Below are 23,884 nucleotides of genomic sequence, written 5' to 3'. Positions count from 1 at the left end.
TCATTTAGATTTAAGCACATGTCAGCCAGCAATTCCCTGTATCAACATTTTTTAAACCATCCTACGGTATGCACCGATACAAGGAGCATTGCCAAAGACTGTCTGTTTTTTGCTCTTAAAGGGGAAAATTTTGACGCCAACTCTTTTGCCGCTAAAGCTTTAGAACTTGGTGCTGCTTATGTCATCATCGACAACCCTGACTTTTCAATTGATCAGCGCTGTATTTTAGTGCCGGATGTGCTGACCGCCTTACAGGAGTTAGCCAAATACCACCGTGAACAATTAAACATTCCGGTGATTGGCTTAACCGGTAGCAATGGAAAAACCACTACCAAAGAGCTGATCAACGCGGTTCTTTCTGAAAAATACAAAACTTTTGCCACCAAAGGCAACCTCAATAACCACATTGGCGTACCACTATCCCTGCTTTCTTTAACTGCGGAGACAGAAATTGCAGTCATAGAAATGGGTGCAAATCACCAAAAAGAGATCGAATTTTTATGCGAACTCGCACAGCCTACTCATGGTCTGATTACCAATATCGGTATGGCTCATCTGGATGGTTTTGGTGGTTTTGAAGGCGTTAAAAAAGGTAAAGCAGAGCTATTTACCTACCTGAAAAAGCACGATGGCACCGCTTTCATCAACCGAAACAACGACTATATATTGGAAATGACAGCGGCAGCTGGTTTAACGAAAACCGTCTATTATGGTACGGAAACCAACAACACCATCTCCGGAACGCTGTTAAAAACAGATCCTTTTCTGGAACTTTCCTGGAGCGATCAACAGGAAAACTACAAGGTTCATACCCAGCTAACCGGTGCTTACAACTTCGAAAACATCCTTGCGGCTATTGTGATCAGTCATTTCTTCGGATTGACGCCAGCACAGATTAATGCCGGTTTATCCGGATATCAACCCAAAAACAACCGCTCACAACTGAGTAAAACGGATAAAAACACCGTGATCTGTGATTTTTACAATGCCAATCCAAGCAGCATGATCGCTGCATTAGCCAATATCGCCTCCCTTGCTGCGGATAAAAAAGTAGTCATCATCGGAGATATGTTTGAGCTGGGCAATGAAGCTGCGGAACAACACCAACTGATCATCGCTGAAGCCGAAAAAGCGCAGGTAAACACGCTTATCTTCATCGGAAAGCACTTTTATGAGGTAAAAGGACAGCATATCGGTCATTTCTTCGAAAGTCCGGCAGAAGCCAAAGAATTCCTCGAAAAAGAAGGGATTACTGATAGCCTGGTGTTATTGAAAGGTTCCAGAGGGATGGCATTAGAACAGTTGCTTCCACTCTTGTAAAATCTTTTTTTCTGTTTTTCAGGAAATTTTGAAAATAAAAAAATGCTAAGAAAGGCTGCCTGTATTGGTTGTCCTTTGGCCGGTGCTGCTGCGCTTTTAGTAGGGTGCTGGTAGGGCCCTGTAGGGCCAAATCCCCCTGCAATGGCTGCGGCAACAATCCTTTAATTGCAGTGTTTTATTCTGCTAACCACACCCAGTATACGATTTCTATTTCGAATACAGCAAGATTATCAAATAATTAATTTGTTTCTTTAGCTATTGTTAAACAAATAAATTTATTTAAAAATCATGGCTACACTAACAAACACTCCGCTCGGAACTCCCCGCGGAAAAATCGACGGCTACGTCTATTACAACTCAAAAGGAAAGACCATTTTCAGGAGATCCGGAAAATCCGGACCACAAACCCCCTTGCAAAAAGCAAATTGTCAGGCCATGGCGGTCACCATGAAACTACTCAAGCCAATGCTCAAATACATCAATCTGGGCTATGGGTATCAGGCCAAAGGAACCGATAAAAACCCACACAATCTTGCAACGGCTTACCACAAGAAACATGCTTTAAAAGGGGAATACCCCAACATTCAGGTAGATTACTCCAAAGTAATACTTAGTGTAGGCGACTTATCAAAAATCAGGGATATGCAGTTACAGAAAGTGGCCACAGGTCTTCAATTTACCTGGGACCCAAAGTTGAACTATAAACCTGAAGAATACGATGACCTGGTGATGATCCAGCTGTATTATACCTGTACAAAAAAAGCGGATCATTTTTTAAATGCCGCAAAGAGATGCGATGGGACCTATTTTATCGAAATGGATGAAGAATATCTCCAGGCAGAAATAGCGGTCTATACCAGCGTTAAATCTGCCGATGGCTGCAGGATTTCAGACAGTAGCTTTCTTGGAATGATCAACGAGAAAGCCGAAATTCCGGAAATGACCGTAAAAGCCCTGGAAATCAAGACAAAAAAAGAAGAAAAAAAGAAAGCGAAAAAGGAACTCAGCGATTTAAAAATCAAGCTTGCAGTGGTAACGACCAGCTATATACAACAACTGACAGAGATCAATGCAGGAACAAGAACTGAAGACAAGGCTTTTATAACCCTGGAAGCGGAATTTTTAACCCTCAAATGTAAAATGCAGGGGATGCCTAAAGCGGTAAAACCCGACAACTAAATTTGATGTTATGGCGCTATTGAAGATACTTTTATACCCGCATCACTGATTCCTTTCAGGGGATTATCGCGCATATTCTGCTCCAGTTCCAACTCATATTTTCCCGGCGAAGGGAATTTATAATTGGTTAATAAAGGCAAAGTATAGGTGTAAAGGTTGCCTGAACCGGCGCCATTCCATTGACCATCAGGTTGTGCCAAACGGTATTCATAACGTCTGCTTTGCTTTTTTTCGCCTTGCTTGCGCAGGTGCATTAACACAAAGATGTTGGAATAGCCATAATCAGCGGTATGGCGAAGCTTGAAATAGATATTATAGGGCTTGCTGCTATCGGTAATGTCGATTACCGCTTTTACATTATGGTCGTAACTCCAGTTTCTGGAGGGCATAGAAACATTATTGTCAATCACATTATTGGTATCACAACCGCTCAAAAGAGTGGTTATGATACCCGTAATCAGCATTAAAACTGCTTTAAAATTATTCATCTGCAGGCTTATCCGTTGGTTTTTTTCTGCGGTTATTATTTCTGTTCCTGTTGTTACGACTTGGCTTTGCAGCAGGCGTAGTTCCATCTGCTGCCGGTGCTGAAGCATCCGTAGCTGGTGTTTCTCCTGTGTTTGCTGCTGAACTGGCTGTATTTGATACATTTCCAGCTGCTTTTGGCTGTGTCGGCGCTTTAGGTTGACCTGGTGCTTTTGGCTGTCCCGGAGCCTTAGGTTGCCCTGGCGCTTTCGGTTGACCCGGCGTTTTTGGCTGTCCTTGTGGCCTTGGTTGTCCAGCTGCTTTCGGTTGCGCGGCATTACCCGGTGTTCCTGCAGTTTTATCACCAGGAGTTCCTGCAACTTTCGCCGGGCCCCTGTTTTGACCTTTCGGCTGACCAGCATTACCTGCCGACTGACCTTGACCCTGACCTACATTTGTACGTCCTTGTTGTGCTTTCGCAGGAGCTGTACTTGCCTCTCCTTCTGTCGCAGGAGCGTTTTTATTACCTTCCGGACGTGGTCTTGCCGGTTGTCCGGGTCTCGCCTGTTTCTCCGGTCTGGCCGTTTTATCGTTCCTGTTAGGATTGTTATTTGTTCTCGGCTCGCCAGTACGTGGCGCGCTGTTTCTGTTATTATTATTGTTGTTGTTGCGTGTGCCTTTATTTCTAGGCTTATCATCCAGACGCGTTAAGCTGTCCTGGCCAACCACATTTTCGTAATCCGGGATCTTCTCTACCAGCGTATTCGAAACCAGTTCTACCGCTTCTTCTTTCAGATTATTCGGTTTCAAACCTTTCTTATTCATGGCCATGATCTCTTTCACACGGTCCACTTTTAAAGGAATCCAGTCTTCCATATTCGGATAGCTGAACCACATCAGTTTCTTAAAGATATCTGTCTTCTGGTGACGGGCAACGCCAACCTCCGTTTGCAGGTTCTCGATACGATCCGGAATGTCTTTTAAAGCGTCCAGGTAAGTATCCAGCTCATAGTTTAAGCAACATTTCAACTTTCCGCATTGTCCGGCAAGCTTCAACGTGTTTAACGATAGGTTCTGATACCTTGCTGCGGCAGTAGATACCGTTTTAAAGTTCGTTAACCAGGTAGAACAGCACAATTCACGACCACATGAGCCAATTCCGCCCAATCTGCCCGCTTCCTGTCTCATTCCAATCTGGCGCATTTCGATCCTGATTCTGAACGTTTCCGCCATTTTCTTGATCAATTCCCTGAAATCTACACGCCCTTCAGCAGTATAAAAGAAAGTAGCCTTGGTTTTATCACCCTGGTAATCTACATCGGAGATTTTCATCGACAAACGTAGGTCTAAAGCCAGCGTACGGGCCTTATGCATGGTTTCCCATTCCAGGCCTTTTGCCAGTTTCCACTTGTCTACATCTGCTTCTGTTGCTTTTCTGTAAATCTTTCTGGTAATCTGATCAAGCGGGGTCTTACGACGTTTCATTTGAGCACGTACTAATTCTCCGGTAAGAGAAATGTGCCCAATGTCGTAACCTCCTGTAGCGCCTTCTACGGCCACTAATTCACCGATTTCAAGATAGATGTTGTCGTTGTTCAGGAAAAACTCTTTCCTCGCACCTTTAAATTTAACTTCTATTACTTGAAACGGTATATAATTTGAGGGCATGTCTAAATTCGACAGCCAATCGTAAACTTCTAATTTCTGACATCCTCCGGTAAGGCATGAGCCATTACTTTTGCAGCCTGAGGGGGCGCAACCGCCACCTGTAGAACAACTTCCACATCCCATAGTTAATTGTATATATAGTGAGTCCCTTTCGGGAGCGTTTTAAACTTAATTATTTTTACCAATTGTAAAGATACATCTAAAAACAGAATTTTAGGATTTGCGTTCCTTTCAATATGGTAATGAGCACGTTCCAACTCCTGGATAATGGCCTCCGCCATCGGTAAATCCAGCACCTTTTCACTGAGCTTTTTTGCAGTTTCTAAGGTTCTTGCGGGCAGTTTTACCAGCACTTCTGCATCACTCAGCAGCAAGCTACATTCCCGCAGAAAATTAATCCCGTATTTTAAAAAATTCTTTTGATTTTCTCTTCCCCAACCTGCGGCCTGATCCACAAAAGTGGTCAGTTCTAACACCCGGTTGCCATAGCCCATCCTCAGCCATTCCGCAAACTTATCGGCATTGCCATTCTGGGTATTCGCTAATAATAGTTTCGCTTCAATCAGATTTCCATCCGCCAGGAAACTATATTCTGCAGCCTGCTCTTCCGGCATGCCATGTTTTTCGGTCAGATAATTTTCAATCGTCTCATGTGATAACTTCGGAATTTTCACAATCTGCGTACGCGACAACAGGGTGGATAAAATCTGCTCCTGATTATTCGCCACCAACAGGAATAAGGTGTTTGCAGGCGGTTCTTCAATGATTTTCAGCAAAGAGTTGCCTTCTCTATCCAGATATTCGGGCAACCACATGATCAAAACCTTCGTCTCCGCCTCAAAAGCTTTATAACTCAGCTTTTTTATAATGTCATGACATTCGGCAATGTTGATGTTGGCCTGTTTATTCTCCGCGTTTAATTTAGAACGCCAGATTTCCATGTCGAAATACGGATCTTCCAGCAGCATACTGCGCCACTCATCAATCACATCAACGGCAATTCTGGCATCTTTAGAAGCGAAAAAAGGATAGGAAAAATGCAGATCGGGATGGATATAACGCTCGTACTTCCGGCAGGAAGAACAAGCCCCACAGCTATCATCATCCTGCTTATCAAGACAATTGATGTACTGCGCATAAGCGATAGCCAACGGCAAAGCACCACTCCCCTCAGCAGACAAAAATAACTGGGCATGACTCACCCTGTTTTCAGCAACGGTTTGCACCAACTGCGCCTTAATCTGTTCCTGTCCGATGATGTCTTTAAATTGCATTTGGTGCAAAATAACAAATTTTTAGATTATTGATTTGCATATTTGCATTTATGCCTAGAATTCTAGCTTTTGATTACGGAACAAAACGGATCGGAATTGCCGTTACAGACCCCCTGCAAATTATTGCAACCGGCCTGGATACCATTCATCCGAAGGATATTATCGAATACCTGAAAAAATATATGCTCACAGAAGCAGTGGAAGCCTTTGTTCTGGGTGATCCCATCCAAATGGACGGCACACCTTCGGAATCGAAACAACATGTCAAAGGTTTTTCGAAAATCCTGAAAAGAACATTCCCCGATATCCCACAATTCTGGATTGATGAACGGTTTACCTCTAAATTAGCCCATCAAACCATTATGCAAAGCGGACTTAAAAAACAAGATCGTAGAGATAAAGATCGCGTGGATACCATTGCTGCGACCATCATCCTGCAATATTTTATGGAATCGCCCCGTTTATAGTGCAATCCAGGTTTACACCACAGATCAAATGATACCAGAAATCTGTGGCCAGAAAGATCAAATGAGAGAAGATCAAATGAGAAGAATAAGAATGCTGAATAAATAAAATATGAGCCTGATTAATGACGATATGCAGCAATTGCTGCTCAATTACTGCGAACCTGAATCAGATTTACTGAAGAAAATAGACCGGGAAACCAACCTTAAAGTATTGATGCCGAGAATGATTTCCGGCCATTATCAAGGTCGCGTATTGAGCTTCTTAAGCAAAATGATCAGTCCGACCAGAATTTTAGAAATTGGTACGTTTACCGGATATGCCACCATCTGCCTGGCAGAAGGACTTCAGGAAGGCGGGATTATTTATACGCTGGACAAGAATGAGGAGCTGGAAGAAATGGTGATCCGCAACCTTGCAGCTGCACCAAATCCGGAAAGAATCCAGTACATTTTAGGAGATGCGACGGAAACGATAAACGACCTGGACGAGACTTTTGACCTGGTATTTATTGATGCGGATAAAAAAAATAACGGCACTTATTACGACCAGATTTTCGACCGTATACGTCCCGGAGGACTGATTATCGTAGATAATGTGCTTTGGAGTGGAAAGGTATTGAACCCGGATCAGGATAAAGGAACTAAAAATATAAGTACATTTAATGATAAAATAGCGGCCGACGACCGCGTAGAAAAACTGATCCTCCCCATTAGGGACGGACTGTTTATCATCAGAAAAAAATAAAATATGGTTAAAAAACTATGGTCGATTTTGCTCAGTATCACGCTTTTTAGTGTTACTGCGCAGGCCCAAAGTACAGAAGATTATATTGCAGAACGCGTAGATCATGCACAAGAGCTGATGCGCGACAATGGGATTCCGGCCAGCGTGATTATTGCAGTTGCCATTCATGAATCGGCAGCCGGACAAAGCAAGATTGCCCGTTATATGAACAACCATTTCGGGATTAAAGGGCCCAACAGCAATACGGAAATCCGCTCCGCTTACCGCGATTATGAATCCGTAGACGCTTCTTATGATCATTTTATTGAGTTTTTGAAAAGCAGGGCCACTTTTAACCCGATGTTCGACAAATACGACCAGTATGATTACCGCGCCTGGGCCAGAGGAATTCAGCGTGGAGGTTATGCCGCCAGTCGCTCCTGGGCCTCCCAAATCGTTGGTCTCATCAAAAAATACGAGCTTTACCAGTATGATGAAAGACCGGAAGATTATGTAGAACCCGCAGTTGTGGTGTCAAAAAGGCCTGCAAAAAAGGCTTCTACAACCTCCGGAAGGCGATATACAGTAAAAAGCGGAGATAATTTGAGTACCATCGCCAAACGTTACCACACCAGTACCAAAGCAATTATGAAAAAGAACGGATTGAAGAGCATACGCCTGAAGCCCGGACAAAAAATAAGAATCTAATGAACAATAATTTTCTAATTAAAAGTAGAATCGTACTTCTTGCACTGATTCTCCCGCTATTCTTTGCCTGTAAAACCAAACAATACAGTCGCAATAACAAGCAAATAGAGAAAGCAGCCACGAAAGCCAATCCAAATGCCCCTTCTTATACCACTTTAAACTACATTGATTCCTTTAAAGGGGTGGCGATTGAAGAGATGAATGCTTTTGGAATCCCTGCAAGTATTACCCTGGCACAAGGAATCATTGAATCAGGTAGCGGGAATAGTAGTCTGGCCAAATTTGCCAACAACCATTTCGGCATTAAATGTACTTCTGAATGGAAAGGAAAGGCTTATTATAAAGATGACGACAAAGCTGACGATTGCTTTCGCGTGTATAAAGATGCGAGAGAATCCTATAAAGACCATTCACAGTTTCTCAAAAGAAAACGTTACAGTTTTCTTTTTGAACTGGACAAGAATGACTATAAAAACTGGGCTTACGGGCTAAAGCAGGCAGGTTATGCCACCAATCCGAAGTATCCAACCATGTTGATCAATATTATTGAAAAGTATCAATTGAATCAATACGACCAATCGGAGACGGAAAGAGAGAAATTGAAAAGAGAAGACAAGGTGTTTTCAGAAATCAATGCAGGCATCACTCAGGAAAAGAAAAAGTTTACGCCGGTAGCTACTCCGCCCTCTAAACAAGTGATCAAAACGCCATCAGATACCACAGGAACCGTAGTTGCCAGACCAGATTCGGTAGACAATTCGGGCCTTGGCAGAACGTATACCGTACAAAAAGGAGATACCCTTTACAACCTTTCTAAAAGATTCACCATTAGCATTGAGGATATCAAAATGCTGAATAACCTTGCAGAAGAAGGAATAAAAATCGGCCAGAAACTAATCTTAGTTAAATAATGTTAATCTTTAATCCGGAGCGCTGGATATCTTGTAATTTTGTATTTAATGAAGCGGTTAGGTTTATTCTTTATACTTTCTTTTCTAAGTTTTAAAATCTTTGCACAGCAATCTGGTTTTCAGCAATCCGGATTTCAGCGACCTGGTACGCAAAAACCTGGCCTGGCCCCATCAGCTGTTCCACAAGATGGTGTGCGTGGTTTTGTGATTGATAATGACTCGAAATTACGTCTGGCAAAGGTTTATATCTATAATTCCAGTCAGGACGAAGGGATTTACAATAACCCCAAAGGAGAATTTACCATCAAAGCATCCGTTGGGGATACCTTATTCGCTGTTTTACAAGGCTATGCCCTGGACACCATGGTGTATAAAGGCCAGAAAGCCGTTTATTTTCAATTGAAATCTTTGGGAATTAACCTGCGGGAAGTGGCCATTTTAGGGGAGAAATATAATCCTCAGCAGCGCCATGAACAGACTTTAAAAGAATACAAATATGCCCTGGATAAAGGCAAGGCAAAAGACCTGTTGAATCTGGGAACCGGGGGCGTAGGGCTCGGTATTGATGCCATTTACAACCTGTTGAGCCGCGATGGTAAGAACGCCAGACACCTGCAAAAGATCCTTGAAAAAGACTATAAAGAAGCTATTATTGACTATCGGTTTAAGCCGGAATATGTCAAAAGAGTACTCCATATCAGTGATTATGAAGCCGCAGATTTTATGGAACAATACCGGCCGACCTATCAGTTTGCTTTAACGGCATCTGACTATGCGTTTATCGTGTTCCTGAAAAACAGTTATGCCAGTTATAAGCGTAATCCGGCCGCATTCAGACTGAAGCCACTCCCGAAATTAACCGTTGATGAGTTTTGAGGTATTTCTTTGTGATACGGCCCCGGATGTCTGCCAATGCAATGGCCATCTTTCCCTTTATCCTGCTGCAACATAAAAATCAAAAGAACAATGCGGTCTTAATCAATCATGAGCGGATTCACCTGCGTCAGCAACTGGAATTACTGATTCTACCCTTCTATATTTTGTATGGATTGAACTATTTACTGAACCTTTATCGCTTTAAAAATCACTATCTGGCCTACTTTAACATCCGCTTTGAACGCGAAGCCTATGCCAATGAGCGGAATTTGAGCTACTTAAAGCAACGTAAGTTCTGCGCCTGGTGGCCTTATCGTGCCGAAAAACCGTAATTACCTCAGCATCTGCAATTAGTTTGCTATTAAACTTTTAATAAGCCACATTTTTGTTTTTCTTTGTAGGAATGAAGATTTTTTACGCCAGCTTCTTATTGATTTTAGTCGTGTCCCTAAATTCCGCCTTTGCCCAGGAAGTAGATAGTATTCCTATTGACACTAAAGGTTTAGACATCAAACTTAAACGCAGTCCCCTGCCTTCCAGAACGGGGAACCTGAATTTCAAGCCTGTAGCACTCGCTCCGGTTGTAGTAGACGCGAAAGTGAATTACTGGAAAACCAGAACCTCTGTCGGCATCAATTTTAACCAGGCAACCTTTTCGAACAACTGGAAAGGTGGTGGGGTAAACTCTCTGGCTATCGGTGGATTGGTGAATTATAAAGCAGAATACAGCAAAGAAAGCTATAGTTATGTGAGCGAACTGATCCTGGAATACGGAAAAGTGAGAAATAAAGGACAACTTCAGAAAAAGACCAGAGATCGTATTTTCTGGGACAACAAGGCCGCTATCCAGATGTCTAAAAACTGGTACTTCTTTGGTTCCATCAACTTTGAATCTCAATTTGACAAAGGTTTTAAATATTCTACCAATAGTGATGGTGTGGAATCAGAGATCCTGATTTCCAGATTCATGGCTCCGGGGTATCTAACAGAATCCATGGGTTTTGAGTATAAACCGAATAAGTATTTCTCTACGAGGATTGGTACCGGTACCGCCCGTCAGACTTTTGTATTAGACACCACGATTTATAAAAATAACAACAGCAATTACGGTTTGGAAAGAGGCAAGAAGTTCAAGAATGAGCTCGCTTTCCAGGTGGTTGCCAATTTTGAGAAAGAAGTATTTACAAATACCTTCTTAAAATCAAGGTATCAGATGTTTATTCCATACGACAGGCCTTTGGCGCATATCGATCACCGTCTGGATGTAGAGGTAAGATCGAAGCTAAACAGGCTGATGAATGTATCCCTTACCTGCGTAGGACTGTTTGATAAGGATAATGATCCGCGGATTCAAGCCAGTCAGGTCCTCGCCCTCGGCGTGATGTTTGTTTTCCCGAGGTAATACTTTATAAATATTCCCCATTCATTCCGCCAAATTTAATAACTTTGGCTTTCACAAAAAATTGAACACTAAGCATTAAAGAAAATGTTTGAAAATTTACAGGATAAACTAGACCGTGCATTTAAAGTTTTAAAAGGACAAGGCAGTATTACAGAAATCAACGTGGCCGAAACCATGAAGGAAATCCGTAAGGCTTTGTTAGATGCCGACGTAAATTACAAAACAGCCAAGAGCTTCACTGATGAGGTGAAAGAAAAAGCACTGGGCTTAAATGTACTTACAGCTGTTTCTCCAGGTCAGTTGCTGACCAAAGTAATGAACGATGAACTGACTGCCTTAATGGGTGGTGAAGTGACAGAGTTAGATCTTAAAACCAATCCTACCATCATATTGATCGCCGGACTGAATGGTGCAGGTAAAACTACCTTCGCCGGAAAACTGGCCAATCACCTGAAAAGTAAAGGCAAAAAACCTTTATTAGTTGCCGGTGATATGTATCGCCCTGCGGCGGTAGACCAGTTGCAGATCCTTGGGGAGCAGATTGGGGTGCCTGTTTATGCGAATATCGCGTCGAAAGATCCGGTTGCTATCGCCATGGAAGGTATTGCTGAAGGTAAAAAGAACCACAACAATGTAATTATTATTGATACGGCAGGTCGTTTAGCAATAGACGAGGAGATGATGAACGAGATCGCTGCCGTAAAAGAACATACCAAACCTCACGAAATTTTATTCGTGGTGGATGCCATGACCGGTCAGGATGCGGTGAATACGGCAAAAACGTTCAATGAGCGCTTAGACTTTACCGGTGTGGTGTTAACCAAACTGGATGGTGATACGCGTGGTGGTGCGGCATTATCGATTAAATCGGTAGTGAACAAGCCGATTAAATTTATTGGTACCGGTGAGAAAATGGAAGCCCTGGATGTGTTTTATCCGGAAAGAATGGCTTCCCGTATCTTAGGTATGGGTGACGTGGTTTCCCTTGTTGAACGTGCACAAGAGCAGTTTGATGAGAAAGAAGCAGCAGAACTTCAAAAGAAAATCCGTAAGAACAAGTTCGATTTCAACGATTTCTACAGCCAGATTCAGCAGATCAAGAAAATGGGTAACATGAAAGACTTGATGGGCATGATTCCAGGCGTTAGCAAAATGATGAAAAATGTGGAGATCGAAGATGATGCTTTTAAAAATGTAGAAGCCATTATTCAGTCGATGACCAAATTTGAACGCGAAAATCCAGATAGCATCGAACAAAGCAGACGCTCTAGAATTGCGAAAGGTTCCGGAAACAAAGTAGAAGATGTAACAAAACTGATCAAACAGTTTGAAGATATGCGTAAAGTAATGAAGCAGTTCTCTAATCCTGCAGCAGCAGCGAAAATGATGAAGAACATGCCTAAAATGCCAATGGGCAGAATGTAGGTTCAGCGCTTAAAAAGAATATTTTTTGATAAATATGGAAAACCCGGTCCTTCAAGGCCGGGTTTTTTATTTGGAATTTATTTGCCGGATTCTAACCACTGTATCCGTTAGGCGCATAGATTAGACCAGAACCTGATCCTGTTAACTATGCTGGTAAAAACTTATGGAAGCGCCGTTTTTGGCGTCGATGCCCTGACCATTACAATTGAAGTCTGCATTGGCGGAGGCAACAAATACCATATTGTTGGTTTGCCGGATAATACGATCAGAGAAAGTTTAAGAAGGATAGAATCTGCGATCCAGTCGGCCGGGTTAAAGATGCCCCGGCAGAAGATTGTGATCAATCTCGCCCCCGCAGATATCCGTAAAGAAGGTTCTGCATATGACCTGCCTATTGCCATCGCCATTCTCGCTGCCTCCGGGCAAATCGAAGCCACAGAGACCGATCAGTACTTCATTATGGGAGAACTTTCCTTAGACGGCGGATTACAGCCAATCAGGGGTGCCTTGCCGATTGCCATACAGGCCCATGCGGCAGGGTTCAAAGGTTTCATCCTCCCCGGAGACAATTCCAGAGAAGCAGCCATCGTAACCGAATTGCTGGTTTATGGGATGAGGAACCTATTGGAAGTGGTTCAGTTTTTTAAGCATCCTTCGGAAAAACCAGCGCCTACTTTGCCACCTGAAGCATTCTTCCCCGAAACGCTCCCTTTACCAGCAGGATTTGAACATGATTTTTCTGAGGTAAAGGGTCAGGAGCAGATCAAGCGGGCTTTAGAAATCGCTGCGGCTGGTGGTCATAATTTGATTCTGATTGGCCCGCCTGGTGCCGGAAAAACCATGCTGGCGAAGAGGTTACCCAGTATTTTACCCCCCTTAAGTATTCCGGAAGCACTGGAAACAACGAAAATCCATTCCGTTGCCGGAAAGCTGAACGGCCTTGATGCGCTGATGACGAGTAGGCCTTACCGTTGTCCCCACCACACGATTTCGGACGTCGCTTTAGTCGGGGGTGGGGCAAATCCTCAGCCCGGCGAGATTTCTCTGGCCCATAACGGGGTGCTGTTCCTTGATGAACTGCCGGAATTTAAAAGAAGTGTGCTGGAAGTGATGCGTCAGCCATTGGAAGACCGGAACATCACCATTTCCAGAGCGAAATTAAGTGTGAGCTACCCGGCGAGTTTCATGCTGATCGCCTCTATGAACCCCTGTCCCTGCGGATTCTATAACCACCCAACGAAAGAATGTACCTGTGGTTCTGGCCTGGTGCAAAAGTACCTGAGCAAGATTTCCGGCCCTTTACTGGATCGGATAGACCTCCATGTAGAAGTGACACCCGTAAATTTTAAAGAGCTAACCTCTTCCGCTCCTGCCGAAAAAAGTGAGGAGATCAGAGCAAGGGTGATTGCCGCAAGAACGATTCAGGCGGGCAGATTTCAGGGCAGACCAGATCTGCATTGCAATGCACAAATGAATTCGGGAATGGTACGACAAGTTTGTCAGATCGATAAAAAAGGACAGGCCCTGATTAAAAAGGCTATGGAAAATCTGGGTTTATCGGCCAGGGCCTATGATAGGATATTAAAAGTAGCAAGAACAATCGCAGATCTCGCCGGAACAGAAGACATCAGAACGGAACATTTAGCGGAAGCGATTAATTACCGCAGCCTGGACCGGGATAGCTGGGCTTCTTAGAGGCCACAGTAAAAAGATCACAAACAGATCATGATCAAAGTTTGATAAGTTGACTTTAATTATGTAAATTTGGTTTAGACTAAAAATCAAATTTATGCAGAGAAAACCACCATAAAAACAACCTAATGAAAGTAAAAATTCAAGATGAATACCTTAATGTGATCCTCACATGCCAGGAGTTATTTGGCAAACAAGACTTTCCAGTTGAAGTGATAGAGAAATTTAAACAAAGAATTTTTCAGATCACTGAAGCAAAAGACACACGAGATTTAAGGGCCATTAAGTCCTTACATTTTGAAAAACTACGATCAGGCCGGTATAAAGGCCGATACTCCATTAGATTAACATTAGCCTATAGGATGATTTTCACCATCGAAAAAGAAGAAATTCATGTTGAAATCATTGTAGTTGAAGAAATAAACAATCACTATGCTTAAAGACAACCTATTATGAACAATCAAGTATTTGATAATAAAGGAACTGAAATCACCATTCAGGCATTTCATCCTGGGATATTCCTACTAGAGGAAATAGAAGAACGTAAGTTAATGAAAAAGGAATTAGCCAGGGAACTTGGTGTACTTCCAAATAATTTGAGCCAGATATTTACTGGTAAAAGGAACATATCTATCACACTTGCCTTAAAGCTGGAAAAGGTCTTAGGAATCAGTGCAGAATATTGGATTGGTTTACAGACCGCCTATGATTTGCAGGAGGCTCGTAAAGAAGCAATGGCCCATTAAAAAGCTATTTCAAAAGGATCAATAGAAAAAAGAGAATTGACGGACAGTTCTAGTATTAAGGCATGTTCAGTTTATCACCCTGTTCACTATTTAGTGAACAGGGTGATAAACTGAACATGGAAGAACGGATCTATCATATATTGCAGATTTTTCAAGAAAACATTGGTATTACAGCAACATTCGAGCCTAATACAAAGCGAAAAGATGTAAGTGGGTATATTGAGATAACAAACGATGATGAAAGACAGCGTATGCCTGCTGTATTCAAAAAGGATGTAAAGTATCTTCACCTTGTTCAATTCCTTGAACTAAAAGAAGAAATAGGCGACTTTATCATAGTTGCAGAAGTGATTTATCCTGCCACCAGGGAACAATTACGGGCACTGAAGTTGAACTATTTAGACCTTGCCGGGAACTCTTACCTTAGAAAAGAAGACTGGTTCTTTTTTTTGGAAGGATACAAGAATAAAGTCCCTACACCCCCTCAAAAAGCACCTGGATTTACGAAAACGGGATTGATGCTCATCTTTCATTTTTTAAATGACGAGACTTATTTGAACGCCACTTACCGCCAAATGGCGAAGGATTATGGAATTGCTTTAGGGAACATCACAAAAATCATCACCGCCCTTAAAAGACCAGTTTCCTTAAAAAAACAGAAGGTGTAAAACAAGTGTCAGCTATAACCTACACAGCCAAAGACACCAATGATTTTACACCCTCCTCTTTTTAACTATTAACTACGCTTCTTCTTCCTCGTCGTCCTGCCCTTCGCCTTCTTCGTCTTCCTCTTCTACTTCCGGCACATATGCCATAATCTCTCTACCGATATTATTGATTTCTTCATCGAACTCGAATAAAGGAAGCGCTGTTTCTTCATCCAGTTTCAACCATTGAAGGTCAGTATCTTTTTGAATATGTGCATATTCTTTACCTTCTTTAAAAATTACATAGGTATCATTTCCTTCTGGAAAAACCGCGTAACTCACATCCCCTATTTCAATATCAAAAGGCTCTTGCATAATTTTTATTCTAATTTATTGATCTGATAATCGCGACTAGCGCAAGCTGGAGTAGTCATAAAACTGCAACCTTCCTGTACCCGTCACTTCTATTGTTTTTGTTTCTTCTGTTCCATTCGCTGCTTTCAAATTCAGCGTAATGGTGTTTTTTCCTTTTTGCAAAGGGATCCGCGCAAAGTTAATCGTTGCGGGCAAAGATTGCCAGTTTCTGGTATCCGCTTTCTCCGAAAGCAGACTGTACAGCTGAACGCCAAAACCGAGTCCTTCTAACAGGCTGTTGTCCTTTCCGTTCTTTCCGGTTCCTTTGGAGCTTTCCTTCAACACATATTCCGCGCTTTTCTTTACCGCAAGGCGGGTTAAAAGCTTACTCATTTCCTTTACGAAACGCTGTTGTAAGGTTTTATAGGCCAGCTCGTTGATGTTTTCTGCTTGTTCAAAGCCAACCGTCGTGGTTCCATCCGTTAAAGTTGCACTGCTATAAAACGGCGCGCGACTCACATATTTCGGGTAGGTAGCTCTTAAACTCTGGATCGCATTGACGTTAAAATTATCGCCAGTACCATAACCACTGCCGAAAGGAATGATGATCGTTCCCCCAACATTGGTAAAGAACAAATTGCCATCTTCTCCTTTGACCAAAGAAAAGAAGAACTCTTCCTGTGCTTTTACCGGTGCTAATCCATTTTCCCAAAAGAAGACCAGTTCGCCACCTTCAGGTGCTTTTTCCGGGACATACTTCAGTTTAAACAGCTCCTCAAAACGGTATAGTTCTGCGGTAAAGCCCATGGCAGCGGCTGTCCGCAAGACATCCTTTTTCAGCGCTTCCGGCATTGGGGTGCCGTAATACGTCTGGTCTTTGCTGTTCAGGTAAACTTCCGCAGCATTACGATAGGCAATAAAAGCATTGTTCATATCGCCATCATACTCGTAAATCAAGCCTTGAAGCATTAACGAAAAAGCATCTTTTGAATAGCGGTTGTCCTTATTATTGAACTTATCGCCCTGCTCCTGTGCCGTTAATCCGATGCGTCTTGCTTCCACAATAGCATCTTCGGGTTTCCCCAGATAAACATAATTCAGGGCCTTATAATAATGGATCATGAACTTCTCAAAGTCTTCTCCTTTATACACCTGATTCATCGGGTTCACTAGAGTGCCAACTACGGCATCCATGGTGCCACCCAGTCCATCTTCCAACAGCTGATCGGCCTCATTAAAGTAGCGGTTGCTATTTTCATACTCGCCCATCAGGTGCGCAACTTTGCCCTTTTCCATCAGGAACAGCAGTTTATTCCGTGGTTTTTGCAGGAGTTTATTCTTTTCCAGCTCCTTCATTGCCTCGGTATAATTACCGGTAGCCATTTGCTTATAATATGGCGCAATCATCTCATTATAGCTGGAACAGCTAAAAAGAAAGAGCATCATTCCGATTAAGACTGATGCTCTAAAAGTATAATTTCGGATATTAACCATGTTATCTTTAGCCTGTTAAGCCAGACTAATTTTTAACGTATTTCGTGATTTTCTTATCGCCAATCCACACCACTTCATTGGTCTGAATGTTGGTCAGTTCCAGATTTACCTGGTAATAAACTACCTTTTGTCTTTTGTGCGAATCTACAATAGAATTGATAGATCCCTGCAAGATATAATCAGCTCCGTTTTCCAATCCGAATTTCTTCATCGTTGATACGGAAGCATTGTCTTGCTGATCTGCTTTTTCTGCACGCAATTCTTCTCTTTTTTTACCGCCCTGAACCAATCTTACACGGCCACTCTGGATAAAAGCCTGCTCTACATCTTTTACGAAAGTCTCTGCATCAATATGCTCATGGCTTTTGTTAGTCACCATACCCACGATCACCACTGGTTTTTTACCCGCATGTGATTCTAAGAATTCCGGCAACCATTTGCTTCCCAAAATGCTTTGTGTCATTTCCTGGGCAACCAATCTAGAATCTGTATTGTTCCAATTACCGCTGATATCGATCGTTTGATCTGGATTTACGCGGGTAACTTGTCTGGAGCAAGAACTGATCATGATTCCAGAAGCGGCAATCGCCACTAAGGTTATTATCTTTTTGAACTGCATATAATTAAAAAATAAATTTTCTGTTGTTGTGTTTTACCAGCTTCCCCAATGTCTGTTGAAGCCGATGTTAAAGCCTCCATGGCGACCATAATGTCCATACCCTAAACCTAAGGAATAGCCAAAGCGAGGGTAATAATTATTGAAAGAAGGGTAATAATAACCGCCATTATAGTCGTAAGGACTATACCAGTCGCTATTGTTTCTTTCTCTGCGCTGTTGACGACGCTCTTCTCTGGCGGTATACCAATCGTAAGCTTTATAGGTATTTTGAACAGTGCTCCCCTGAGTCTGGTTTAGAGAATCTGCCAGTGCCATATATCTGGCGCGGCTTTCCTGATACCTTGGATTCTGGTCGGGAACAAGCCCTGTTTTTTGCGCATAAGTCGTGGTAGAATAAACAAGACTGCTGAGGCAAGCTAAGATAAATATCAAATTTCGTTTCATCTTTTTATGTTTTTATCTGACTTATAAATTAGGACAACATTTATGCCAATCATTTCGCTATACAAAGGTAAACATGAAGCGCTTTCTAACTGCCATTTCAACGTTAAAAAATGTTAATTTTTAGGGTGTTAGTCGGCTTTTAGCTGTTTGATGAAATCGATAAATTTCTTGTTCGCATAATCCGCAGCGCCAACCTCATGGTAAGAGATCCGGCCATGTTTATCCAGTACTACGGTTGTGGGTAATGATCCCGCAAATAATTGCTGAGGAATGCGACTTGCAACCGCAAAAACCGGCATCTGGTATCCTTTTCTATCCATGTATTTCTTTGCTTTTGGAAAATCGCTATCAGCATCCACCATAATGAAAACTACATCAGGATCCGTTTTGAATTGCTCATATAATTTATTGACCGACGGCATTTCCGCCAGACAAGGAGGACACCAGGTCGCCCAGAAGTTAATGAAGATCACTTTTCCTTTTAAGTCGCCCAGATCCAACTCTTTACCCGCAGCATCTTTAAATTTGATACCTGCCAGACTTGCCGGCTGCTCCGTTTCCATCGCTTTTCTATGTTCAATACTGGTATCCGGTGCAAATAAGCCCACTTTCATCAGCCCCTGAATCATTAATGCTTTTGCCGATGGTACAAATAAAACCACCAGAATCAGCGCGCCCATCAGGACATTTATCACATTACTTTTATTGAACATCTTTCTCATCTCGACAAATCTTTAATTGGGATCACCCCAAATTAAAGAAATTATTCTATTTTGTAGAGAATATGCCCGAACCTTTACTAACTTATGATAAAAAAAACTCTTCCGGGATTACTGTTACTCAGCGTAACTTTGTCCTGTACAAACAAAGCGCAGAAAATGGAACCCTATAAATGGCCAAATGCTACTCCACCGGTAGCGGAAGTTAAACCTCTTATCAGAACGATTCATGGTGATACAGTGGTAGACAATTATTACTGGATGATTGACTACTTTAAAAAAGGTAAAGACAGTGCTGCGGTAGTCGATTACCTGACCGAAGAAAACAAATACCTGGATACGATGATGGCCGGAACGAAACAACTTCAGGCAGATCTTTTCAAAGAGCTGAAAGGTCGTATCAAGGAAAAAGATGAGTCGGTTCCGGTACTTAAAAATGGTTATTTCTATTATACCAGAAGTGAAGAAGGCAAACAATATTATAAATACTGTAGAAAAAAAGGAAGTCTGGAGGCCAAAGAAGAGATTCTTTTAGATGTGGATCAGGAGGCAGAAGGTTTACCCTATTATTCCGCAACAGGCTTTACCATCAGTCCAGACAATAAAATGCTGGCTTTTGGTGTAGATAAAGTATCGAGACGCCAATATGTGATCCATGTGAAAAACCTGGAAACCGGGGAGCTCTTTAACGATGCCATCCCTAATACGGAAGGTGATGCCACCTGGGCTGCCGATAATAAAACCATTTTCTACACGGCAAAAAATCCGGAAACTTTACTGAGTGAAAAGATAAAAAAACACGTGTTGAATACCGATGCTAAACTGGATGAGACCGTCTATGAGGAAAAAGACAAGTCAAATTATATCGGGGTAGGCAAGTCAAAATCTGGTAAATACCTTTTCATTTACTCGCAGGCTACGCAATCAAATGAGATGAGGATTCTGGACGCGGATAAACCGAATGAAGCCTTTAAAGTTTTTCAGCCAAGGGTAAAAGATGTGTTGTATGATGTGATCGCTTTAGAAGATAAATTCTTAATTCTAACCAATTGGGAGGCTAAAAACTTCCGCCTGATGGAATGTCCGCTGGATAAACCTGGCAGGGAAAACTGGAAAGAAGTTATTGCACACCGCAAAGATGTTTTACTGGAAGGTGTAGACGAATTTAAAACCCATATCGTAGTTACGGAACGTAAAAACGGATTGACACAACTGGAGGTTCGCCCGCTAAAAGCTGCGGCTTTCCATATCGCTTTTGAAGAGCCAACTTATATGGCGCAGGTAGGTTCAAATCCGGATTACCAAAGCAAAACGCTGCGTTATATGTATTCCTCGCTAACTACGCCAACGACGACTTTTGATTATAACATAGCTACTAAAACTCAACAGCTGATGAAACAGCAGGAAGTAGTAGGTGGCTATGACAAGCAGGATTATGTTTCGGAGCGCCTATATGCGAAAGCGAAAGATGGGACCTCAGTTCCGATTTCTCTGGTCTATAAAAAAGGATTTAATAAGGATGGTAAAGCACCCTTATTATTATATGCCTACGGTTCTTATGGCGCCAGTATGGATGCAACGTTCAATAGCAGCAGGTTGAGTTTACTGAACAGGGGCTTTGTTTATGCGATTGCACACATCCGTGGAGGTCAGGAAATGGGCCGCCAATGGTATGAGGACGGGAAATTGATGAAAAAGAAGAACACTTTTACTGATTTCATTGATTGCGGACAATACCTGATCGATCAGCAGTTTACCAGTAAAGGTCATTTATATGCGCAGGGCGGTAGTGCCGGTGGCTTATTAATGGGTGCGGTAGTCAATATGGCGCCGGATATGTGGCATGGAATTATTGCCCAGGTTCCTTTTGTGGATGTGATCAATACGATGCTGGATGAAAGCATTCCTTTAACCACCAACGAGTTTGATGAATGGGGAAATCCGAAGGAAAAAGCCGCTTATGATTACATGAAAAGCTATTCTCCCTATGAAAACATTGAGAAAAAAGCGTACCCGAATATGTTGGTCACCACGGGGCTGCATGATAGTCAGGTGCAGTATTTTGAACCCGCTAAATGGGTGGCAAAATTAAGAACCACCAAAACCGATAAAAATGTGTTGTTGCTTAAAACAGATATGGATTTTGGCCATGGCGGCGCATCGGGCAGGTTCGATTATCTGAAAGATATCGCCTTAAATTATTCGTTCTTATTTGCCCTGGAAGGGATTAATAAATAAGGATATTTCAAAAAAAGGCCGTTTCTACTGCTCTTAAAACAGCGGAAACGGCCTTTTTACTTTTTTGGATTCTTACCAAGAGTGGTTTTTACCCGCGCTTATTTCTTTGCTTTCAGCAATTCTTTTAACTCCGCAACGGCCTTTTTCAATTCTTCAACTTCTGATTTCAGGCTTTTCAATTCCCTTTGCTGAACCGCAATTTCCTCATCATGTTCCTGCCATCCTTTCAATAAAGGAACGGTCATCGACTGATAATTTAAGGAAAGGGTTTTCTTTTGATCCGTATCAGCTTTCACTAAAGAGGGAAAGAATTCCTGCACATTTTGTGCGATAAAACCAATCTGGTGAAGGGCTACATCGCGACGGTCGTAAGAGACTGCATGAAGTCTTCTCAGCTGTTCAGAAACCGGAGGAAGTGTTTCAATGTTCTTCTTCAAGCGGATATCGGAGTTCGCAGTCACATCACCGGAAGCTTTAATATCTCCGTTCACAATCACCTGCCCCGTTACCGTCAATTCTGAGTTCACATCAAGGGTGGTAAACTTTCCCTGTGCGGGGCTAGAATTACCAATCAACGTCCCATCGATTGCCCCTTTGGTGATTTCGACCGCATCTTTATTCTGAATGGCGAGTGTGCCCAGTCCGAGGTTAGTTCTTGCTTCCTCCGCAGTTGCAGCACCTGTTCCTCCTTTTTCTAAGGCAAGGATACCTGTCTCACCGCCACCAGCACCGCTGCCCATCTTACTTTCTACCCAGTTGCTGTTCGCAATACCGCCTTTCAGCTGGTAAAATTTCTCTTCCTGGATGGAATAGACCAACATCCCCGGCGACCTTCTGGCAGGTGTAATCTCATCTCTTTCCTTATTGCCGGCCACCGATCTGAAACCTCCTTTTCCATAGATATCGCTATGGGTGGAGTATTTATCCGTCAGGTCATTTGGCTCTAAAGCACCGATCACTTTCACTTGTCCGACAGCCGAAAATGAGGCCAGACACAGGAATACACAAAATGTATAAATCGCTTTCATTGGTATATATTTTTCAAAGTTCTTCATTGTTCTTTCAGATTTAGAATCAGGGGGACTATTGAATGGTAAAAGTTAAAGCCGCTGCGGTATTGTCTTTTTGTACAAAAATCACATAATCGATTACACCGCCTGCTGCATTTCTAAAAGACCTGCTGGTCCTTTCAAAAGCACCGGTAGAGTCCAGAATGCCGACCACAATTTTATTTCCGCCCCATTTCGAAGGATAAGCAATCACCAATTTCTGGCGCCCTGTAGGATTAGCCGTTTTATTAGCAACTGCCGCTCCGCTCCCAAATTCACTATGGGCCAGCCCCAGGATTTGTGCATCGCCGGGTGCAAAACTTTCGCCATCCTCTCCCCCGGTTAAGAAGCCATAATAGCGCTTCCACTGAAAGTTTAAAGCGGCATTGGTAGTCGTTTTTTTATTGTCGGCAGTTTTTACGGTCATGCTGAATGATTTGGACTGATTGTCGCCTCCCGCGACCGCAACCGATACGCTAACCGTTCCGCTCGTACTTGCGCCCGGAGCCGGAGAAGTCCCTAAAACTTCCTGTCCTTCTACATTGACACTGGTGATTTCTGCGGTCTCCATTGCCCTTCCGGCCGTCCAGTTCAGGGTAACGTTCGTATTCCCTGCGGGTCCCATTTCTATCGTACCCGATGGACTACTGGTTAAGTTGGCCGTAGGCCCCAGGGAAGGATAAAATACGGCTTCAATCCATTTGGCAAGGTCGTTGGTTCCTGGATTTACCCCCGCATAAGAGCCCCCTGTAATTGGTCGGCTTCCATTGAAAGGCCCCGGGCTTCCGCCACCACCGCCAAGCGTTGCTTTATCCACCCAGGTTACCGCGCCATCTGCTCGGCTGACCATTACCTGATCTGCGGCATCGGATTTTAAATTCGCTACGGTAATTACTTTTTCTGCAATCGAAGGATTCGGATAGGTTCCTGTTAAAGCGCCTCCGGCAGCACCGGCAGGAGTTCCCTGTACTAATAATGCGGGCCAGGTGGCATCTTCTTTCTTCGGACCAAAAAGCGTTTGATCTGTGGTGTTCACGTAAAAATCTCCGGTTTTTCCTGTTGCAGCAACTGGTATTCCCGCACCGTAAATCAGGTTGTTCCCCGCAGCTCCTGATCCGGCAGCCGCAAACAATACCCAGTTGGTATTATTTTCCAGTTCTACCGGCACATCTGCACAGATCAATTGATAGGTTTTTGTTTTCCCTGTTCCATCATCCATGACGGTACAGAGCATCCCCGGCTGGCGTCTTAGCGGACTCAGCCTATCCCGATCTGCTAGGGTGGCTACCTGATGGTGTCCGCCCTTCGCATCATTGGTATAGATGATCACTGATCCCGGAACCGGAATCAGTGGATTGCCCACAAATTGCGCGGCCCCTTGTTTTGGGGCAAAAAGCACAAAACCCATCGCAACCATCGCACATCTGATCCAATAATCTCTTCGTTTTTGTTTGATTTGCATA

At 42.9% G+C, this 23,884-nt stretch carries 25 protein-coding genes; 15 read left to right on the top strand and 10 right to left on the bottom strand.

Features of this window, described 5'->3' with window-relative positions; all coding sequences use genetic code 11:
• Positions 1-18: 18 nt before the first annotated feature.
• Together R2Q66_RS15285 and R2Q66_RS15280 are read left to right on the top strand one after the other, a co-directional pair.
• Complete coding sequence (locus R2Q66_RS15285; protein ID WP_316750469.1) at positions 19-1,320, top strand: UDP-N-acetylmuramoyl-tripeptide--D-alanyl-D-alanine ligase; 1,302 nt, start codon at positions 19-21, stop codon at positions 1,318-1,320.
• 288 nt (positions 1,321-1,608) lie between these two features.
• Positions 1,609-2,499 (top strand): DUF6266 family protein, encoded by an 891-nt coding sequence (locus R2Q66_RS15280; RefSeq protein WP_316750467.1) that lies wholly within the window; start codon positions 1,609-1,611, stop codon positions 2,497-2,499.
• Between the two features lie 8 nt (positions 2,500-2,507).
• On the opposite strand, the gene R2Q66_RS15275 is transcribed toward R2Q66_RS15280, so the two are convergent.
• The 3 genes from R2Q66_RS15275 to R2Q66_RS15265 are packed head-to-tail and all read right to left on the bottom strand — an operon-like array spanning position 2,508 to position 5,906.
• Positions 2,508-2,987, bottom strand: coding sequence for a gliding motility lipoprotein GldH (locus R2Q66_RS15275; protein ID WP_316750465.1), 480 nt, complete (start codon positions 2,985-2,987; stop codon positions 2,508-2,510).
• A complete protein-coding gene (ricT, locus tag R2Q66_RS23915) occupies positions 2,980-4,755 on the bottom strand; it encodes a regulatory iron-sulfur-containing complex subunit RicT (protein WP_410479435.1) in 1,776 nt (591 codons plus the stop codon). Before ricT ends, R2Q66_RS15275 begins: the two co-directional genes overlap by 8 nt.
• Positions 4,756-4,757: 2 nt before the next feature.
• Complete coding sequence (locus R2Q66_RS15265; protein WP_316750463.1) at positions 4,758-5,906, bottom strand: hypothetical protein; 1,149 nt, start codon at positions 5,904-5,906, stop codon at positions 4,758-4,760.
• 50 nt (positions 5,907-5,956) lie between these two features.
• On the opposite strand from R2Q66_RS15265, the gene ruvX reads away from it, so the two are divergent.
• The 12 genes from ruvX (at position 5,957) to R2Q66_RS15205 (ending at position 15,525) form a co-directional block, all read left to right on the top strand.
• On the top strand, positions 5,957-6,373 hold the full coding sequence (gene ruvX, locus R2Q66_RS15260) for a Holliday junction resolvase RuvX (RefSeq protein WP_316750461.1): 417 nt from the start codon (positions 5,957-5,959) through the stop codon (positions 6,371-6,373).
• 109 nt (positions 6,374-6,482) lie between these two features.
• Complete coding sequence (locus R2Q66_RS15255; protein ID WP_316750460.1) at positions 6,483-7,118, top strand: O-methyltransferase; 636 nt, start codon at positions 6,483-6,485, stop codon at positions 7,116-7,118.
• Between the two features lie 3 nt (positions 7,119-7,121).
• A complete protein-coding gene (locus tag R2Q66_RS15250; protein ID WP_316750458.1) occupies positions 7,122-7,805 on the top strand; it encodes a glucosaminidase domain-containing protein in 684 nt (227 codons plus the stop codon).
• Positions 7,805-8,716, top strand: a complete 912-nt coding sequence (locus R2Q66_RS15245; RefSeq protein ID WP_316750456.1) for a glucosaminidase domain-containing protein — start codon at positions 7,805-7,807, stop codon at positions 8,714-8,716. Before R2Q66_RS15250 ends, R2Q66_RS15245 begins: the two co-directional genes overlap by 1 nt.
• A gap of 48 nt (positions 8,717-8,764) precedes the next feature.
• The gene (locus tag R2Q66_RS15240) at positions 8,765-9,592 is read left to right on the top strand and encodes a hypothetical protein (RefSeq protein WP_316750454.1); all 828 of its coding nucleotides are present in this window, start codon (positions 8,765-8,767) and stop codon (positions 9,590-9,592) included.
• Positions 9,593-9,618: 26 nt separating this feature from the next.
• Positions 9,619-9,924 carry a hypothetical protein gene (locus R2Q66_RS15235; protein WP_316750452.1) on the top strand — a complete coding sequence of 102 codons (306 nt, stop codon included), beginning with the start codon at positions 9,619-9,621 and terminating at the stop codon, positions 9,922-9,924.
• 71 nt (positions 9,925-9,995) lie between these two features.
• Positions 9,996-10,994: a DUF3078 domain-containing protein gene (locus R2Q66_RS15230; RefSeq protein WP_316750450.1), complete on the top strand. Its 999-nt coding sequence runs from the start codon at positions 9,996-9,998 to the stop codon at positions 10,992-10,994.
• An 84-nt stretch (positions 10,995-11,078) separates the two neighbouring features.
• Entirely contained in the window at positions 11,079-12,419 is a 1,341-nt protein-coding gene (ffh, locus tag R2Q66_RS15225; RefSeq protein WP_316750448.1) for a signal recognition particle protein, read from the top strand.
• A 147-nt stretch (positions 12,420-12,566) separates the two neighbouring features.
• Positions 12,567-14,114, top strand: coding sequence for a YifB family Mg chelatase-like AAA ATPase (locus tag R2Q66_RS15220; protein WP_316750446.1), 1,548 nt, complete (start codon positions 12,567-12,569; stop codon positions 14,112-14,114).
• 125 nt (positions 14,115-14,239) lie between these two features.
• On the top strand, positions 14,240-14,551 hold the full coding sequence (locus R2Q66_RS15215) for a type II toxin-antitoxin system RelE/ParE family toxin (protein ID WP_316750444.1): 312 nt from the start codon (positions 14,240-14,242) through the stop codon (positions 14,549-14,551).
• A gap of 12 nt (positions 14,552-14,563) precedes the next feature.
• Positions 14,564-14,857, top strand: coding sequence for a HigA family addiction module antitoxin (locus R2Q66_RS15210; protein WP_316750442.1), 294 nt, complete (start codon positions 14,564-14,566; stop codon positions 14,855-14,857).
• A 116-nt stretch (positions 14,858-14,973) separates the two neighbouring features.
• Positions 14,974-15,525 (top strand): hypothetical protein, encoded by a 552-nt coding sequence (locus R2Q66_RS15205; RefSeq protein ID WP_316750440.1) that lies wholly within the window; start codon positions 14,974-14,976, stop codon positions 15,523-15,525.
• 72 nt (positions 15,526-15,597) lie between these two features.
• Here R2Q66_RS15205 and R2Q66_RS15200 read toward each other — a convergent pair whose 3' ends face one another.
• From R2Q66_RS15200 to R2Q66_RS15180, 5 genes are all read right to left on the bottom strand, one after another.
• Complete coding sequence (locus tag R2Q66_RS15200) at positions 15,598-15,879, bottom strand: hypothetical protein (RefSeq protein WP_316750439.1); 282 nt, start codon at positions 15,877-15,879, stop codon at positions 15,598-15,600.
• A gap of 36 nt (positions 15,880-15,915) precedes the next feature.
• Positions 15,916-17,352 (bottom strand): hypothetical protein, encoded by a 1,437-nt coding sequence (locus tag R2Q66_RS15195; RefSeq protein ID WP_316750437.1) that lies wholly within the window; start codon positions 17,350-17,352, stop codon positions 15,916-15,918.
• A gap of 25 nt (positions 17,353-17,377) precedes the next feature.
• Positions 17,378-17,971: a penicillin-binding protein activator LpoB gene (locus R2Q66_RS15190; RefSeq protein WP_316750435.1), complete on the bottom strand. Its 594-nt coding sequence runs from the start codon at positions 17,969-17,971 to the stop codon at positions 17,378-17,380.
• A gap of 33 nt (positions 17,972-18,004) precedes the next feature.
• Positions 18,005-18,415: a hypothetical protein gene (locus R2Q66_RS15185; protein ID WP_316750433.1), complete on the bottom strand. Its 411-nt coding sequence runs from the start codon at positions 18,413-18,415 to the stop codon at positions 18,005-18,007.
• Between the two features lie 128 nt (positions 18,416-18,543).
• Complete coding sequence (locus R2Q66_RS15180; protein WP_316750431.1) at positions 18,544-19,137, bottom strand: TlpA disulfide reductase family protein; 594 nt, start codon at positions 19,135-19,137, stop codon at positions 18,544-18,546.
• Between the two features lie 84 nt (positions 19,138-19,221).
• Between R2Q66_RS15180 and R2Q66_RS15175 the strand changes: the two genes are divergently transcribed.
• The gene (locus tag R2Q66_RS15175) at positions 19,222-21,372 is read left to right on the top strand and encodes a S9 family peptidase (protein WP_316750429.1); all 2,151 of its coding nucleotides are present in this window, start codon (positions 19,222-19,224) and stop codon (positions 21,370-21,372) included.
• Positions 21,373-21,470: 98 nt separating this feature from the next.
• Here the strand turns inward: R2Q66_RS15175 and R2Q66_RS15170 are convergent, their stop codons facing one another.
• Both R2Q66_RS15170 and R2Q66_RS15165 read right to left on the bottom strand, forming a co-directional pair.
• Positions 21,471-22,427 carry a tail fiber domain-containing protein gene (locus tag R2Q66_RS15170; RefSeq protein ID WP_316750427.1) on the bottom strand — a complete coding sequence of 319 codons (957 nt, stop codon included), beginning with the start codon at positions 22,425-22,427 and terminating at the stop codon, positions 21,471-21,473.
• 28 nt (positions 22,428-22,455) lie between these two features.
• On the bottom strand, positions 22,456-23,883 hold the full coding sequence (locus R2Q66_RS15165; RefSeq protein ID WP_316750425.1) for a hypothetical protein: 1,428 nt from the start codon (positions 23,881-23,883) through the stop codon (positions 22,456-22,458).
• Between the last annotated feature and the right edge of the window lies 1 nt (position 23,884).

The sequence above is a fragment of the Pedobacter gandavensis genome, from assembly GCF_032677645.1.
GTDB lineage: Bacteria > Bacteroidota > Bacteroidia > Sphingobacteriales > Sphingobacteriaceae > Pedobacter > Pedobacter gandavensis_A.
The sequence above is the reverse complement of the archived record's forward strand: the minus strand, read 5'-3'. Positions and strand labels throughout refer to the sequence as shown.